At 66.1% G+C, this 14,989-nt stretch carries 14 protein-coding genes; 11 read left to right on the forward strand and 3 right to left on the reverse strand.

Annotated features, from left to right (window positions below; translation table 11 throughout):
* Positions 1–2 precede the first annotated feature (2 nt).
* The 3 genes from V4558_09425 to V4558_09435 all read right to left on the reverse strand — a co-directional run bounded on the left by V4558_09425 (position 3) and on the right by V4558_09435 (position 3,430).
* Positions 3–2,729 carry an ADOP family duplicated permease gene (locus V4558_09425; GenBank protein MES2305718.1) on the reverse strand — a complete coding sequence of 909 codons (2,727 nt, stop codon included), beginning with the start codon at positions 2,727–2,729 and terminating at the stop codon, positions 3–5.
* Positions 2,730–2,738: 9 nt separating this feature from the next.
* Entirely contained in the window at positions 2,739–3,065 is a 327-nt protein-coding gene (locus tag V4558_09430; GenBank protein MES2305719.1) for a PadR family transcriptional regulator, read from the reverse strand.
* Positions 3,066–3,151: 86 nt separating this feature from the next.
* Complete coding sequence (locus V4558_09435) at positions 3,152–3,430, reverse strand: hypothetical protein (protein ID MES2305720.1); 279 nt, start codon at positions 3,428–3,430, stop codon at positions 3,152–3,154.
* Between the two features lie 141 nt (positions 3,431–3,571).
* Here V4558_09435 and V4558_09440 point away from each other — a divergent pair, with 141 nt between their 5' ends.
* The 11 genes from V4558_09440 to V4558_09490 all read left to right on the forward strand — a co-directional run bounded on the left by V4558_09440 (position 3,572) and on the right by V4558_09490 (position 14,927).
* Positions 3,572–3,898 (forward strand): PadR family transcriptional regulator, encoded by a 327-nt coding sequence (locus V4558_09440; protein ID MES2305721.1) that lies wholly within the window; start codon positions 3,572–3,574, stop codon positions 3,896–3,898.
* A complete protein-coding gene (locus tag V4558_09445; protein ID MES2305722.1) occupies positions 3,895–6,549 on the forward strand; it encodes an ADOP family duplicated permease in 2,655 nt (884 codons plus the stop codon). The genes V4558_09440 and V4558_09445 overlap by 4 nt, the downstream gene beginning before the upstream one ends.
* A 52-nt stretch (positions 6,550–6,601) precedes the next feature.
* The gene (locus V4558_09450) at positions 6,602–7,465 is read left to right on the forward strand and encodes an SDR family NAD(P)-dependent oxidoreductase (GenBank protein ID MES2305723.1); all 864 of its coding nucleotides are present in this window, start codon (positions 6,602–6,604) and stop codon (positions 7,463–7,465) included.
* 9 nt (positions 7,466–7,474) lie between these two features.
* Positions 7,475–8,119: a hypothetical protein gene (locus V4558_09455; GenBank protein ID MES2305724.1), complete on the forward strand. Its 645-nt coding sequence runs from the start codon at positions 7,475–7,477 to the stop codon at positions 8,117–8,119.
* Positions 8,120–9,136 (forward strand): isocitrate/isopropylmalate family dehydrogenase, encoded by a 1,017-nt coding sequence (locus V4558_09460; GenBank protein MES2305725.1) that lies wholly within the window; start codon positions 8,120–8,122, stop codon positions 9,134–9,136.
* Positions 9,111–9,401, forward strand: a complete 291-nt coding sequence (locus tag V4558_09465) for a hypothetical protein (GenBank protein MES2305726.1) — start codon at positions 9,111–9,113, stop codon at positions 9,399–9,401. Before V4558_09460 ends, V4558_09465 begins: the two co-directional genes overlap by 26 nt.
* Positions 9,398–10,759 (forward strand): hypothetical protein, encoded by a 1,362-nt coding sequence (locus V4558_09470; GenBank protein ID MES2305727.1) that lies wholly within the window; start codon positions 9,398–9,400, stop codon positions 10,757–10,759. The genes V4558_09465 and V4558_09470 overlap by 4 nt, the downstream gene beginning before the upstream one ends.
* Complete coding sequence (locus V4558_09475) at positions 10,756–11,607, forward strand: metallophosphoesterase (protein MES2305728.1); 852 nt, start codon at positions 10,756–10,758, stop codon at positions 11,605–11,607. Before V4558_09470 ends, V4558_09475 begins: the two co-directional genes overlap by 4 nt.
* A gap of 97 nt (positions 11,608–11,704) precedes the next feature.
* The gene (locus tag V4558_09480) at positions 11,705–12,319 is read left to right on the forward strand and encodes a SprT-like domain-containing protein (GenBank protein MES2305729.1); all 615 of its coding nucleotides are present in this window, start codon (positions 11,705–11,707) and stop codon (positions 12,317–12,319) included.
* Positions 12,316–13,533 (forward strand): acyl-CoA dehydrogenase family protein, encoded by a 1,218-nt coding sequence (locus tag V4558_09485; protein MES2305730.1) that lies wholly within the window; start codon positions 12,316–12,318, stop codon positions 13,531–13,533. The genes V4558_09480 and V4558_09485 overlap by 4 nt, the downstream gene beginning before the upstream one ends.
* 203 nt (positions 13,534–13,736) lie before the next feature.
* Positions 13,737–14,927, forward strand: coding sequence for an acyl-CoA dehydrogenase family protein (locus V4558_09490; GenBank protein MES2305731.1), 1,191 nt, complete (start codon positions 13,737–13,739; stop codon positions 14,925–14,927).
* Positions 14,928–14,989: the final 62 nt, after the last annotated feature.

The raw sequence follows: 14,989 nt of genomic DNA on the forward strand, positions 1-14,989 counted from the left end.
GGTTACTCGCTGCGCAACGCCGTGACCGGATCGAGGTGCGCCGCGCGCCAGGCTGGAGCGAACGACGCGGCGAGGCCCACCAGCAACAGGGCAACCGCAACTCCGCCCAGGATGATCGGGTCCCTCGGCGAAGTGTGGAAGAGCAACGGGCCGACCCATCGCGCGGCGATGAGCGCGCCGGCGATGCCGAGCGCCACCGCGACCGTCATCATCCGCATCGCATCGCCCACCACGAGCCGCAGCATCGACGCTGCCGACGCGCCGAGTGCGACGCGTACACCGAGTTCCTGACGCCGTTGCGTCACGGTGTAGGCGATTACGCTGTAGAGTCCGATGCTCGCCACCAGCAGGGCCAGCCCGCCGAAGACAGTGAACATCGTTGCACCGAGCTGCCACGAGCGCATCTCCGGTGCGATCAGGTCGGGGAGCGGTTGCGTGGTGAGATAGGCCGTGCCGGGCATTTCCGGCTGCAATGCGCGCCGTAGCTGCTCGGCGGCCACCGTGGCCGGTGCCGCGGTGCGCACGAAGATCCCGAACGCGCCCACCGGGAACTGGCTGATCGGGACGTAATAGAGCAGCCCCGGGTCGTCGCTCAGCGAGCCGCGCTTGATGTCTTCCGCGACGCCGATGACGTTGCGGCAAGGCAGTGAATCGGCACTGATCTTGACGCACTTTCCGAGTGCATTCACCCCGGGCCAGAGCAGCTTCGCCATCGACTGACTCACCACGATCACCAGTTCGCTGCCATCGCGATCGGCGTCGTTGAGCGGGCGCCCTTGCAGCACCCGGGTGCCCATCGTCTTGAAATACCCGCCGCTGACCGCCTGCAGGACGAATTCACCGCGCTTGTTCACCGAATCGACGCCCGGCACGAAGAGGTCTTCGCTCCAATCCATGTAGAACGGCACGCTGGTCGTGCGCGTGGCGGCGACCACGCCGGGGAGCTCCTGCGCACGCGCGAGCAACCGGTCGAGCAGATGGTAGCGCTCGTCATCGGTGAGCTTGGCGCTGCGCATATTCTGTTCGACGTAGGTCACGTGCTCGGCGTCGTATCCAAGCGGGGTCGCCTGCACCTGACGCAGCGACGACACGAAGAGTCCGGCGCCGACGAGCAATACGACCGAGAGCGCCCCCTGCAACACGAGGAGGGTGACCCGCAGGCGCGAGCGATGGAAGCCGCCCTCGCGGGCGCCGCTCTTGAGTGCGCCGGCGAGGTCGGAGCGGAGGACCATCACGGCCGGTGCGACCCCGCAGAGCAGGGCAGCGATCAGCATCGCGATGGCGGCAAACGCGAGCATTCGCGAATCAGAGAAGATGCCGATCGACTCGGCATCGGGTGTCAGGCCGTGGCGGACCACGGCTCCGCCCCAGGCGGCCAGCACGAGGCCGAGGCCGGCGCCGAGGGTCGACAACAGCAGGCTCTCGGTGAGCAGCTGTCCCAGCAATCGACCGCGGGTCACGCCGAGGGCGAGGCGCAGGGCGATCTCGCGGCGGCGGCGGAGGGCCCGGGCGAGCAGCAGGTTGCCGACGTTCGCGCAGGCGATGACGAGCACCAGCAGCGCCACACCGACAAGCCAGGTGCCGACCTTGGTCGCGGTCGAGCGATTCGGCCCCGCCTCGCTCTGGACCGGCGATAGCATTGCGCGTTGTTGCAGCTCCGAAGCGGGAGGCGTGCTGGGCTCGGCCTCCCGCCGGCGCTCGTAGGAGCGGAGTACGGCGGACTGCAGGTCGGCCGTTGCCGCGGCCGCACTGACCCCCGGTTTCCGCTCGGCCGCGAGCTGCAGCCAGTTGAAGGAGTATCCGTTGTAGAAGCGACGTCCTTCGCCGCGATCAGGCATCACGTTCGCCGCGATGCTGGTCAACGGGATGAATCCCATCGATCGACGCAGGCTCAAGCCGAGCAGGTCACGCGGCGTGACGCCGATGATGGTGTAGTCGAGCTTGCCGATCTGCAGATGTTGTCCGAGCACATCGCGGCGGCCGCCATAATGCGCCTGCCAGTAGGGCCAGCTGATGACCAGGACCGGTTCGCCTGCCGGAATCCGGTCTTCGTCGGCGGAGAAGTAGCGACCGAGCGCCGGTGGTGCATTGAACATCTGCCAGAAGGAGGCGCTGACGCCGCTCACGTATTGCTCTTGCTTGACGTCGGCGCCACTGCCGATGGCGAGCCTGCTCGACCAGGTCGCGACGAACCGGCTGAACGAATGCGTGTCCGCGATGAAGTCCTGATACTGCTGATAGCCGAACGACTCGCGGTAATACTCGGTGCCAAGGTTCATCTGGCCGACCGTGATCCGGTTGACCCGATCCGGGTGCTCGAGATACTTCGGTGCGCGGAAGAGCAGCGGATCGATGATCGAGAACATCGTGGCATTCGCGCCGATGCCCAGCCCGAGCGTGAGCATCACGCCAAGGGTGAAGCCTGGGGAGAGCCGCAGGCCTCGCAGGGCATAGCGCAGATCCTGGGTCATCCCGCTCCACCACCGCGCGCGACGCTCGTTGCTGACACGTTCCTGATCAATGTGCTGCAGGCCGCGCCGCGTCATCTCGAGATCGCCGAAGCGGCGATGTGCCTCGCGCGTGGCGAGTTCGCGGGACATCCCCTTTGCCATCAATTCGTCGATGGTCATCGCGAAATGGAAATCGAGTTCGTCGGCCACACCACCGGGGACGTCGACGCTGCCGCGGTCGACGCGGAGAAAACGGCGGACGTGGGGAAGCGAAGTCATCGCATCACCTCAGGCGGTGCGGAGGATGGCGGAGACGGCGTGGGCGTAACGATTCCACAACTCGGTCTTGTCGTGCAGCTGCTTCCGCCCGACCGGCGTCAGTTGATAGTACTTCGCCTTCCGGTTGTTGTCGGAGAGGCCCCACTCGGCTGCGATCCAGCCCCGCTTCTCCATCCGGTGGAGGGCGGTGTAGAGGGCACCTTCCTCGACCTGCAGGTCGTCGCCGGTGGTCTCGGCGACCCAGCGCGCGACGGCATAGCCGTGGGAGGGGCCCCAGATCAGGGCCTTGAGGATGATGAGATCGAGGGTGCCCTGGAGCAGGTCGAGTTCGGCCACGGTGTTCCCCTGAATGGTTAAGGGGAAGATATTCGCGTGACCGGGGAGGGCAAGCCCCCTCAAGCCTTAAGGGGAGTGCCGGCTACTTACGGGACGGGAGTATCGCGGTGCTCTTCGATGAGCCGCTGCGCGATCAGCATCCGCTCCGAGTATTCGAGCCGCTCCTCGGTCTCGGCCAGCTGCTGACGCAGCAGGTCCATGTCATTCTCGAGGGCATCGAGCCGGGCGCGGGACTCCTCTCCTAACGCGCCGCCTTCGATTCGGGTCGCGAAAGCCCGACCCAGGCGCGTCCGGGAGAAGAGCAGCAAGCCGGTCACCAGAATGAAGGAGATCGGAATCAGGGACATGATCGCGTGGCGATCCATGAGGCACTCGCAGTTGAATGGGACGATCCTGAAAGTCGGACGCGTTTCATCCTGCCACGGTTTCGATTGCACCGGCCTCCGAAACCAAACCGGAGGTACCTTCGTCTATATCATCGACAATTACAAATATATGGAGTCGCGATGGGCGCCCACCTCGGTGAGTTCGAGCAACTTGTCCTCCTCGCCCTGATCCACCTGGGAGACGAGGGCTATGGCATCTCGGTGCGCGACGAGATCCATCGCCGCACTGGTCGCGACCCTGCATTTGCGACGGTGTATACCACGCTGACCCGACTCGCCGACAAGGGCCTCATCACGTCGCGAATGGGCGAGCCGACGGCCGAGCGCGGTGGCCGTCGCAAAAAGTATTACGCCATTCTCCCGGCCGGTCGGCGCGCAATTCAGGCGTCGCTGCACGCGTTGCGGGGGATGAGCCACGGGCTCGATACCAGTTGGGGGATGCCGTGAACGCCGACAGCGCGCCCCCGGCGCTCGCGTCATGGCTCCTGACACGCATCCTCCCGGAAGACTTTCGCGAAGCGTGCCTCGGCGATCTGGAGGAGCGCTTTCGCAACGAGATCGTGCCCGCACGCGGGGCGGCTGCCGCACGTCGCTGGTACTGGGGCGAGGTGCTACGGGCACCGATCGCACTGCTCCAGTCGCCCCGCCCCTCTCCCCGCTTCGCTGGAGACTCCTCCGTGTCGCTCCTCGCCGCCGATCTCCACTTCGCCACTCGCACGCTGCGTCGTCGACCGGCCTTCACCACACTGGTGGTCCTGATTCTCGGACTCGGTATCGGCGCCACGACGGCGATCTTCAGCGCCGTCTATCCGATTCTCTTTGCGTCGCTGCCGTATCCTGATGCGAGCCGGATCACGATGATCTGGGAGTCCACGAAGGACGGCGGCCGTGACAACGTCGGCTTCACGACGTGGCGCGAACTCACCGATCTCTCGCGCTCGTTCGAAGCAACGGCGGCCGTCGGCGGTTTCAGTGGCACGATGACCGGCCGCAGCGAACCGGAGCAGCTGGTCGGCCAGAAGGTCACGGAGTCGTTCTTTCGCGTCCTCGGCGTATCGCCCGCGATTGGCCGAGGCTTCAGCCATGAAGAAGATCGCCCTGGTGCGGCCAGGGTGGTCATTCTCAGTGATGCCTTGTGGCGCCGTCGTTTTGGTGGCGACTCGAGCATCGTGGGACGCGATATCACCATCGACGGCAACCCCTTCGCCGTCGTCGGAATCATGCCGGCTTCGTTCGTCAATGTGCTCAACCCCGCCGCACAACTCTACACCCCGTTGCGCTACGACGTCTCGCTGCCCTATGCCTGCCGCGGCTGTCACCACCTCCGCGCCGTGGCGCGCCTGCGTGCGGGCGTTACGACGACGGCCGCTGCGCGCGAGCTCGAAGGCATTTATGCCACGATGCGCCGAGACCACCCCACCGACTACGCCGGCGTGACGCTGCTCCCGGTGCGGCTGCAGGATGACATCACGCGGGCGGTCCGACCGGCACTGCTCGCAGTGCTCGCCGCTGCCGCCCTCGTACTTCTCATTGCGTGCGCCAACGTCACCAATCTCCTGCTGGGCCGAGCGGCACAGCGTCGCGGCGAGTTTGCGCTGCGCGCCGCACTCGGCGCGAGCCGAGGCAGAGTGATGCGGCAATTGCTGACCGAGAGCTTGCTCCTTTCCGGCCTCGGCGGTGCACTCGGCGTCGCGTTGGCGGTGTTCGGCGTGCGGGGGCTCGTGGCGCTGAGTCCGGCGATGATGCCACGGGTTGATGCCATTGCGCTCAACTCGTCGGCGCTCGGCTTCGCGCTTGCGATCTCACTCGCGGTTGGCGTGATCTTTGGCCTGGTGCCGGCATGGCACGCAACGCGACGCAATCTCCATCAGGGTACGGGGGCGGGGAGTCGACGGACGGCCGGCGGCGCTTCGTTCACGCGCGGCGCGCTGGTCATCTCCGAAGTGGCTCTCGCGCTGTTGCTCCTCGTCGGCTCGGGGCTGCTGCTCCGGAGCATGCGCGAGGTGCTGAACGTGGATCCCGGATTCGACGCCGAGCAATTGCTCACGGTGCAGATCCAGAGTGGTGGCCAGCGGATGCCTGACGATGCTACGACCTGGCGATTCTTCGAGCAGGTCCTGACCCGGGTGCGGGCACTTCCTGGCGTGACTTCCGCCGCGCTTACCAGCCAGTTGCCGCTGAGCAACGACTTCGACGGCTACGGCATTCACAGCGAGAAGCATCCGAACCCCAATCCCTCCGAGGACCCCTCTGCCTTCCGGTACGGTGTGAGCGCCGGCTATCTCGAGACGATGCGCATCCCGCTCCTGCGCGGGCGCACGCTGACGCCGCAGGATGTCGCCGGTCAGCCCGAAGTGGTGGTCATCAATCAGAGTTTCGCGAAGCGAGTCTTTCCTGGCGAAGATGCGATTGGCCAGCGCGTGCGCGTTGGGGATCCAGCCAAGGGACCATGGCGCACGATCGTCGGCATCGTCGGCGATGTGAAGCAGGTCTCGCTCGCCGCTGAGCGATCGGATGCCCTCTACCAGCCTGAGGTACAATCGCCGTATGGCGCCGATGGTGCGATGACACTCGTCGTGCGCGGGGGCGGCGATGTGAACGCCCTGCTGCCGGCGATTCGTCAGGCCGTCGCCGAAGTCGATCGTGATCAGCCGGTGATTCGTGTCGCGACCATGGCGGCGTTGCTGCACGCGAGTGAGGCACAGCGACGGTTCGCATTGGTGCTCTTCGAGGGCTTCGCTCTGGTGGCGCTGATTCTGGCTGCCGCCGGTATCTACGGCGTGCTCAGCGGGATGGTGACCGAACGGATCCGGGAAATCGGCGTGCGATCCGCGCTCGGCGCCTCCCGTCGCGACATCCTGTCGCTGATCGTCGGCGCGGGGATGCGACTCACCGGCATCGGACTCACGGTCGGGTTGGTAGCGTCCGTGCTGCTCAGCCGTACTATCGCCTCGATGCTCTTCGGGATCACCGCCACCGACCTGCCGACTTACCTGGGGGTGGCCCTGGTGCTCTTCGCCGTAGCCATCGCCGCCTGTTGGCTGCCGGCCCGGCGGGCGGCCCGGATCGACCCGGTCACGACCCTCCGAGCCGACTGATCGACGGCGGCGTGCTTGCCGCCGTCCCGATCGACCCGTACGTTCACGGGCTATGCCATTCTCGTCTGGAAGCGACCTGCCGTGGGCTGCCGCACCCGCCACCTCGCGGGCGAGCCCCGCGCTGCAAACCGAGCCAAAGCCGGCCCCGGTGGCGGCCGACTGGTCGGGTCGGGTGGCCGTGGTGACGGGCGGGGCGACCGGACTCGGCCGCGCCGTCGCCACGGAGTTCGGCCGTCTCGGCTGCAAGGTCGCCTTCTGCTGGGTCGAGTTGCCCGGGCGCGAGGTCGAGGCGACGGCACTGCTGACTGAGACCACGCTTGCGGCAATGGGGGTCGAGGCCTACTCGGCGCGCTGTGATGTCCGTGATCCCGCGAGCGTCGAACGCTTCTTTGCCGAAGTGATCCGGAAGTTCGGGACGGTGCACTACCTCGTCAACAACGCGGGAATTGCGCACGATGGAGCGCTTTGGCGCCTGACCCCGGCTTCGTGGGCCGAGGTGCTGGAGACCAATGTGAGCGGTGCGTTCCATTGTCTTTCCGCTGTGACGCCGCATTTCCGCACGCAGCACTGGGGCAAGGTCGTGAATGTCAGCGCGCATCAGGCGGGGCGCCCCGGGTTCGGTGTGGCCAATTACGCGGCGAGCAAGGCGGCGCTCGAGGGACTCACTCGTGCTGCGGCCGTCGACCTCGGTCCATCGAATGTGAATGTCAACGCGGTGGCACCCGGGTTCGTGCACTCCGAGCGACTCGACCAGCTCCCGAAGGACGTGATTGACCGGGCCCGCAAGCGCGCCGTACTCGGGCGACTGGCCGAGCCCGAGGACGTGGCCAACGTTATCACGTTCCTCTGTTCCGATGCGGCACGGCACATCACGGGACAGACGATCGTCGTGGACGGGGGGCTCTCGCTCGAATAGCTTTCAGCGGTGAAAAACCTCCGTACGGCCACATCCCGGCTCGCCCTGTTGGCGGCCTTTGCGCTTTCCAGCGGTGCCTGTGCCGCCACCGCCCAGCAGGGGAAGCCCGCCAAGGTGGCGGCGGCGCCCTCCCTGCTGCTGGCGCCCCTTGCCGGTCAGGCCATCCCGGTCCTGCCAATCACCTTCCTGCTCAGCGATTCGGTTACCCCACCGGGGCTCCCTGCCGAAAACGCGGTGCGACTCGCCTGGGCCGACTCGATTGTGGCCGCGACCCTGCAACTGCGCGGCCCCGAGGTGACCTGGGTGCTCCCGGCCGAGCTGCGGCGAGTGGCGAAACGCGCCCCCGGGCTGGTGACCGATCCGGACCGCATGGGCCAGGCGATGCTGCGTAATGATGGCTTCAACCGGACTCCCGACCCGTTGCGATCGTACCTGCGGTCACTCAGCGCGATGACCGACTCGCGTGATATCCTGGTGCCGGCTGCGGTGCGATTCGTGCCTGCTGCGAGCGGCGCCAAGGTCGAGGTGACACTGGTGCTGGTCGATTCGCGCAATGGTCAGGTGTTGTTCCGCAGTCATCCGGTAGGCGCCGGGGCCACGGCGGCCGAGGCACTCACCGCGGCGATCGCTCACATCCTTCCCGACAATCACTAGATGGCCTACGACGTCACGCTCATTCCCGGCGACGGGATCGGTCCCGAAATCGCTGATGCCACGATCAAGGTGCTTGCGGCGACGGGGATCGAGTTCCACTGGGATCGGCAGCTCGGCGGAATGGCCGCCGTCGATGCCACCGGCGACCCACTGCCGCCGGCCACGCTCGAGAGCATTCGCCGGACGCGCCTCGCGCTCAAGGGGCCGCTGACGACGCCCGTGGGCGAGGGCTTCCGCTCGGTGAACGTCGCGCTGCGCAAGGAGTTCGAGCTCTTCGCCAACGTGCGCCCTGCCAAGGTGATCATCCCGGGCGGACGCTTCGAGCACGTCGACATCGTGCTGGTGCGCGAGAATCTGCAAGGTCTCTACATCGGGCAGGAGCGGTGGGTGGAGGTCGACGGCGACCCGCATGGTCAGGCGGAGTCTGTGGCCGTCGTCACGCGCGCGGCTTCCGAACGCGTGATCCGCTATGCCTTCGAGTATGCGCTCTCGCACGGTCGCAAGAAGGTGAGCCTGGTCCACAAGGCCAACATCCTGAAGTTCACGTCGGGGCTCTTCCTGCAGGTCGGGCGCGAGATTGCGAAGGAGTACGAAGGTCGCGTGTCGATGAACGAACTCATCGTCGACAATTGCGCGATGCAGCTGGTGATGAAGCCGGAACAATTCGATGTGATTGTCACCACGAATCTCTTCGGCGACATTCTCAGCGACGAGATTTCCGGTCTTGTTGGCGGGCTCGGGCTCGCACCAGGCGGCAACATCGGCGAGCACGCGGCGATCTTCGAGGCGGTGCACGGATCGGCCCCGGATATTGCGGGGCAGGGAATCGCCAATCCGTCGGCGCTGATCCTCGCGGCGGCGATGATGCTCGACCATATCGGCGAAGTGAAGGCCGGTGACCGAGTGCGGCGCGCGATCATTGCCACGATTGTGGCCGATCGCGTGCGCACTCGTGACCTCGGGGGCACAGCTTCCACGCGGGAATTCGGTGATGCCGTCGCCCACCGGGTGGCGTGAAGTCCCCTGCGTCGAGTGCGGCGAGTTCGTGCCGGACATCGACTTCGGGGAGCGCTGTCCCGCCTGTTTCGCACGGCGCAAGGCGAAAGCGTCTCGCATCGGCCGGATCGCCTCGTTGACGGCGACGCTACTCGTCGGGGCGTGGACGTTGTTGACCCTTCCGTCGTCTCCAACCGGTCGCTGGTACGCCGCCCTGAGCATACCGCTGACCTACGTGCTGGTCCGCAAGATCGCGGGCCCCATTGCCATGGAGGCGTTGCCGTGAAGATCGCCCTGACTGCTGCCACCCTGCTCCTGCTCGGCACCCCGCTCGCCGCGCAGGATGCGTCGCTGACGCTCTTTTCGTCGGGGCGCGTGCTGGTGCGCCGCACGCTCCCCATTTCGGTGAATGCCGGCACGACGACGCTCTCCGCAGCCCTCGGCGCGATTTCGGCGAGCGACTTCGCCGTGATGGAGCCCGGTGTCACGCTGCAGCGACTCGCCTTCGACCCGGCCTTTTCCGAAGACGCACTTCTGCGCCGCAACATCGGTGGCCAGTTCATGATTCGCCGCGGCAGCGAGCCGGCCTTTTCAGCGACACTGGTCTCGATGGATCCCGAGCGTTGGTTCACGAGCAGCAACGGGACTGCCGGAGTGAGCTTCGGCCGACCGGGTCAGATCATCTGGCCAGCGGAGCGCGTGCCCGTCACGCCGATGGCGGATCTGACGCTGCGCAGCGACAAGGCGCATACCGGGATCAAGGTGATGTACGCCACCGCCGGGGCCAACTGGGGCGCAACGTATCGACTCTTCCTCGGCGGGACCGGGCGTGTCGAAGGGAACGCCACGATCAACACCGGTATGCTCGACTTCAAGGATGCCGAAGTGCAGTTGCTCGCCGGCGACATCGGCGCGCCACCGATGGCGCCGGGTCCGCGGCCGATGTACGAGATGGCGGCGCGGGCGCAGTCGCTGGCCAAGGACGCGGGGAACGCGGCGGAAGAGGCGGTTGGAGAAGCGCGGCTCTACACCCTGCCGACCCGAGTCACCTTCACCCCGGGCACCCAACTCGTGGTCCCGCTCTTCGAGCCGACCACTGCGAAGGCCGAGCGTCGCTACACGGTGACTGGCGTGCTGCCGTACTACGGTGGCTTCGGCCAGGCCGAGGACGAGCAGGAAGTGCCGGTGGCCGTGGCATACAAGCTCGATCGCAAGCTGGCGACACCATTTGGTGATCTGCCGCTGCCGGCAGGAAGTGTGTCGGTGTTCGACGCGGACAAGGCCGGACGGGTGCAGCTCATCGGGATGGGCAATATCGGTCACACCGCACCAGGTGAAGAGTTGATGGTCAGCACCGGGACGGCCTTCGACGTCACCGCCAAGCGGACGCAGACCGACTTCACCACCAGCAGGACCGCGGCGCCGGTGCGGACGATCGCGACCGCGACGTTCAAGGTCGCGCTGCAGAATGCCAAGGATTCGGCGGTGGTCGTGGAGGTGCGCGAGGATCGTGGCGGCGAGTGGTCGGTGGTCGAGAGCTCGGTCGTCGCCCAGAAGCGCTCCTCTTCGCGCGTTGTCTTTCCCGTGACAGTCCCGGCAAAGGGCAAGGCGACGCTCACGTACCGCGTGCGTGTGGTCTGGTGAGTCGAGTCTCGATTCTTCAATGTTCTGACCTGCACTTCGGTCACGACTGCGACCTGCACCAGGTCGCGGGCATCGAGGCGCTGGCGAGCGATCTCGCTCCCACGGCCGTCGCGATCGCGGGCGACCTGACGCAGCGCGCGCGACACGGCGAATTCCAGCGGGCGCTGGTCTTCGTGCAGGCGATGCGACGCCTCGCGCCCACGCTGGTGGTGCCCGGGAACCATGATGTGCAATGGTGGGCGACGCCATTCGATGTCATCGGTGCGGGTGCGAAGTACGAGAAGTACCGCAAGTATTTTGGCGATGAACTCACGCCGACGCTGGTGGTCGACGGTGCGGTGCTGAGCGGTGTGCTCACGAGTTACGGCGTGGTGGCCGGGTCAATGACGTACAACCTGAACGACATGGCCGTGAAAGGTCATCTGCCGGCGCGCGAAACCGAGCGTGCCGGGATGCGCTTCGCCGAGGAGAGTCCCGATCTGCTGCGGGTGATGGTGATGCACCAGAACCTGTTGCGCGGCCGCATTTCGGGCCGGATGGGTCTGGCGCGCTGGCGCCAGGCGTGGCGCAACGTGATGGCGACGGGCGTCGACCTGGTGCTCTGCGGGCACGATCACGAAGAGGCGGCCGGTACGCTCCCGAACGGCGCCGTGGTCGCAACCTCCGGCACGCACACGCCGCGTACCCGCGGTGGGCGAGGGTCGGCATGCAACCTCATCATCGCCGACGAGCATTCGATCGTGGTGCGCCACTACCTGTGGGACGCCAACGACCGCGCCTTTCACGCCGGGAACGAAACTTCTTTCCCGCGCCCACGCGTTGCGGAGACGATCAGCACCCGCGGCTAGTGCCGAGGACGGCCAGTTCGGCCTCGCACTGGAACTCGCTCCCGAAGAGGCCCTTCCGGATCGACTCTTCCGCCTCGGCTTGCCGCCCGGGACGGAGGTGACACTCACGCGCAACCGGACGGTGCTCGTCTCGCATCACGCACGCTTCGGGCTCCGGCTGCACGCTGGTTATGCCTGGGCGCCGGACGATGTCCTCGCCGCGATCGTCCTCTTTCTCAAGCCGCGGGTGCCGCGCGCCGAGCGGATTGTGGCGCGACGGAAGTTCCTCGGGTTTCCGGTCGACCGGCACGTTCCCTCGCGCAGCCGGCCGCGGCGCACGCGTCCAATACCGGCGCAGCACGAGACGATGGTGAACCGACTGTTGCGGCTGCACCAGATTCTCAACGCGCGCCACTTCAGTGGATTGCTCGCGACCCTGCCGATCACCATCTCCGATCGGATGCGCTCGCGACTCGGTGAATTCCGGGCGGATCACGATGGGCGTGCCCTCGAGATCACGCTTTCGGGCCGGCATGTCCGTCGCGATGGCTGGCCGGCGGCCTCCGAGACCCTGCTGCACGAGATGGTGCATCAGTGGCAATGCGAAACCGGGCTCCCCCTCGACCACGGCGCCGCGTTCCGTGCCAAGGCGCGCGAGGTCGGCATTTCCCCCAACGCGCGCGCCGAAGCAGGATTCCCCACGACGTACGACCACTCGGGAAGCATCGAATGAAGCCACTCGCCCCGATTCATCCGGCGCCGTTGCCGCCGTACACCGCGATCGATTTCCTCAACGTCGACTCGCTGCTCACCACCGACGAACTCGCCTTGCGCAGTCGCGTGCGAGAGTGGGTCGAAGCGCGGTTGATGCCGATCATCACCGACTGCTATTTCGCCGGCCGTTTTCCCGGCGAGCTCGTCCAGGAGATGGCCGCCCTCGGGCTCCTCGGCCCGACGATTCCGAAGGAATACGGCGGCCCCGGATTGAGCGGCGTCGCGTACGGCATCATCATGCAGGAACTCGAACGCTGTGATTCCGGGATCCGCTCCTTCGCGTCGGTGCAGAGCTCACTGGTGATGTACCCGATCTGGGAGTTCGGGTCGGAGGCGCAGAAGCGCGAATGGCTGCCGCGGCTGGCTCAGGGCACGGCGATCGGCTGCTTCGGCCTCACCGAACCGGAATTCGGTTCGAACCCGTCGGGGATGATCGTGCGCGCCACCGAGAAGGCCGACGGCTGGCTCCTGCACGGCACCAAGAAGTGGCTCTCCAACGGCCCTTCGGCCACGATTGCTGTTGTCTGGGCCAAGACTGGCGACAGCGATGATGCGCACTCGATCCGCGGATTCATTGTCCCGACCGATCTGCCTGGTGTGACCGTGCATCGTGTCGACGACAAGCATTCGCTCCGGGTGTCGGAGTCGAGCGCGATGACGTTCGACCAGGTGCGGCTGCCGAAGGATGCGCTGCTGCCGAAGTCCGGTGGGCTCAAGAGTCCGCTGATGTGTCTCACGCAGGCGCGCTACGGCATCGTGTGGGGTGCGCTCGGCGCGGCGATGGCGTGCTTCGATGAGTCGCTCCAGTATGCCAAGCAGCGCGAGATGTTCGGCAAGCCGATCGCCCAGACGCAGTTGCAGCAGGCTCGCCTCGCCGATATGGTCACCCGGATCACCAACGGGCAGCTGCTGGCACTCCAGCTGGGCCGACTCAAGGACCTCGGGACGATGACGCCGGGGCAGGTTTCACTCGCGAAACGCTACAACGTCGATATGGCGTGCGACGTGGCCCGCGAGTCCCGCCGGCTGCTCGGCGCCAACGGCATCCTCGGCGGCTGGCACAGCATGCGTCATATGGCAAATCTCGAGAGCGTTTACACCTACGAGGGGACCCACGACATGCATACACTGATCGTGGGGCAGGAATTGACGGGGCTGCCGGCGTACCGGTAGATCACGGTCGGGAAGCGGGAAGCGAGGAGGGCGCTGTCGCCCTGAGCGCAGCGAGGGGGCGGAGGCCCGACCTAAAACGGCACTTCGCCCCCTCACTTCGTTCTGGGCGACGGAGCCAGGGGTTCGGGGATCCCCTCGCCTCCCGCTTCCCGCTTCCCGCTTCCCGCCTGATTAGATTGGCGCGTCCCTCTTGGAGGCTCGGAATGGCAGGTTCTGCTGAGTACACCGGCGTTGATTTCTACGATTGCGACTCGCTTCTCTCCGAGGAGGAGCGGGCGGTTCGCGATACCGTTCGCTCGTGGGTGGACGACCAGCTGATTCCCGTCATTGGTGACTGTTACATCGAGGGGCGCTTCCCGAAGCAGCTGATTCCGGGGATGGCCGAGCTGGGCCTCTTCGGCGCCAATCTGCCGGAGGAGTATGGCTGCGCCGGATTGAACAACGTGGCGTACGGGCTCATCATGCAGGAACTCGAGCGTGGCGACAGCGGCATCCGCTCGTTTGCCTCGGTGCAGGGTGCCCTGGTGATGTATCCGATCTATGCCTTCGGCTCCGACGAGCAGAAGAAGTACTGGTTGCCACGGCTGGCGAACGGCACCGACATCGGCTGCTTCGGACTGACGGAGCCGGACTACGGCTCGAACCCGGCAGGGATGATCACGACGGCACGCGAGACCGCCGACGGCTGGGTGCTCAACGGTACCAAGATGTGGATCACCAACGGCTCACAGGCGACGGTGTCGATCATCTGGGCGAAGACCGGCGATATCGATGACGCCTCCTCGATTCGTGGCTTCATCGTGCCGACCAATACGCCGGGGTTCTCCGGCAAGGATCAGAAAGGGAAGCTCTCGCTCCGCGCGAGCGATACCAGCGAACTGCACATGCAGGACGTGCACCTGCCCAAGGACGCCATCCTCCCCAAGTCGGGCGGGATCAAGTCGCCGCTGATGTGTCTGACCCAGGCCCGCTACGGCATTGCATGGGGCGGCGTCGGCGCGGCCATGGCCTGTTACGATGAGGCGCGCCGCTACGCCGCCAATCGCGTGATGTTCGGCAAGCCGATCGGCCAGACGCAGATCCAGCAAGAGCGTCTCGCGAACATGCTCACCGAGATCACCAAGGCGCAGCTGCTCGTGCTGCAGCTCGGCCGCCTGAAGGATCAGGGCAAGGCGACGCCGTCGCGGGTCTCGCTCGCGAAGCGCAACAACGTCAACATGGCGTGCGAGTGCGCCCGCGAAGCGCGGCGACTGCTGGGTGCCAACGGCATCCTGATCGAGTACCACTCGATGAGACACCTCGCCAATCTCGAGTCAGTGTACACGTACGAAGGGACGCACGATATGCATTCGCTGATTCTCGGGCAGGAGATCACGGGGCTTGCGGCGTACTAGAACAGCAGGATGACAGATGACAGATGACAGATGACAGATGACAGATGACAGATGACAGATGA

The sequence above is a fragment of the Gemmatimonadota bacterium genome (assembly GCA_040388535.1).
Taxonomy (GTDB): Bacteria; Gemmatimonadota; Gemmatimonadetes; order Gemmatimonadales; family GWC2-71-9; genus Palsa-1233.

Coding starts and splice junctions, on each gene's coding strand:
- V4558_09425 (MES2305718.1), bottom strand. CDS start 2,729: ATGACTTCGCTTCCCCACGTCCGCCGTTTTCTCCGCGTCGACCGCGGC.
- V4558_09435 (MES2305720.1), bottom strand. CDS start 3,430: ATGGATCGCCACGCGATCATGTCCCTGATTCCGATCTCCTTCATTCTG.
- V4558_09440 (MES2305721.1), top strand. CDS start 3,572: ATGGGCGCCCACCTCGGTGAGTTCGAGCAACTTGTCCTCCTCGCCCTG.
- V4558_09450 (MES2305723.1), top strand. CDS start 6,602: ATGCCATTCTCGTCTGGAAGCGACCTGCCGTGGGCTGCCGCACCCGCC.
- V4558_09460 (MES2305725.1), top strand. CDS start 8,120: ATGGCCTACGACGTCACGCTCATTCCCGGCGACGGGATCGGTCCCGAA.
- V4558_09465 (MES2305726.1), top strand. CDS start 9,111: ATGCCGTCGCCCACCGGGTGGCGTGAAGTCCCCTGCGTCGAGTGCGGC.
- V4558_09485 (MES2305730.1), top strand. CDS start 12,316: ATGAAGCCACTCGCCCCGATTCATCCGGCGCCGTTGCCGCCGTACACC.
- V4558_09490 (MES2305731.1), top strand. CDS start 13,737: ATGGCAGGTTCTGCTGAGTACACCGGCGTTGATTTCTACGATTGCGAC.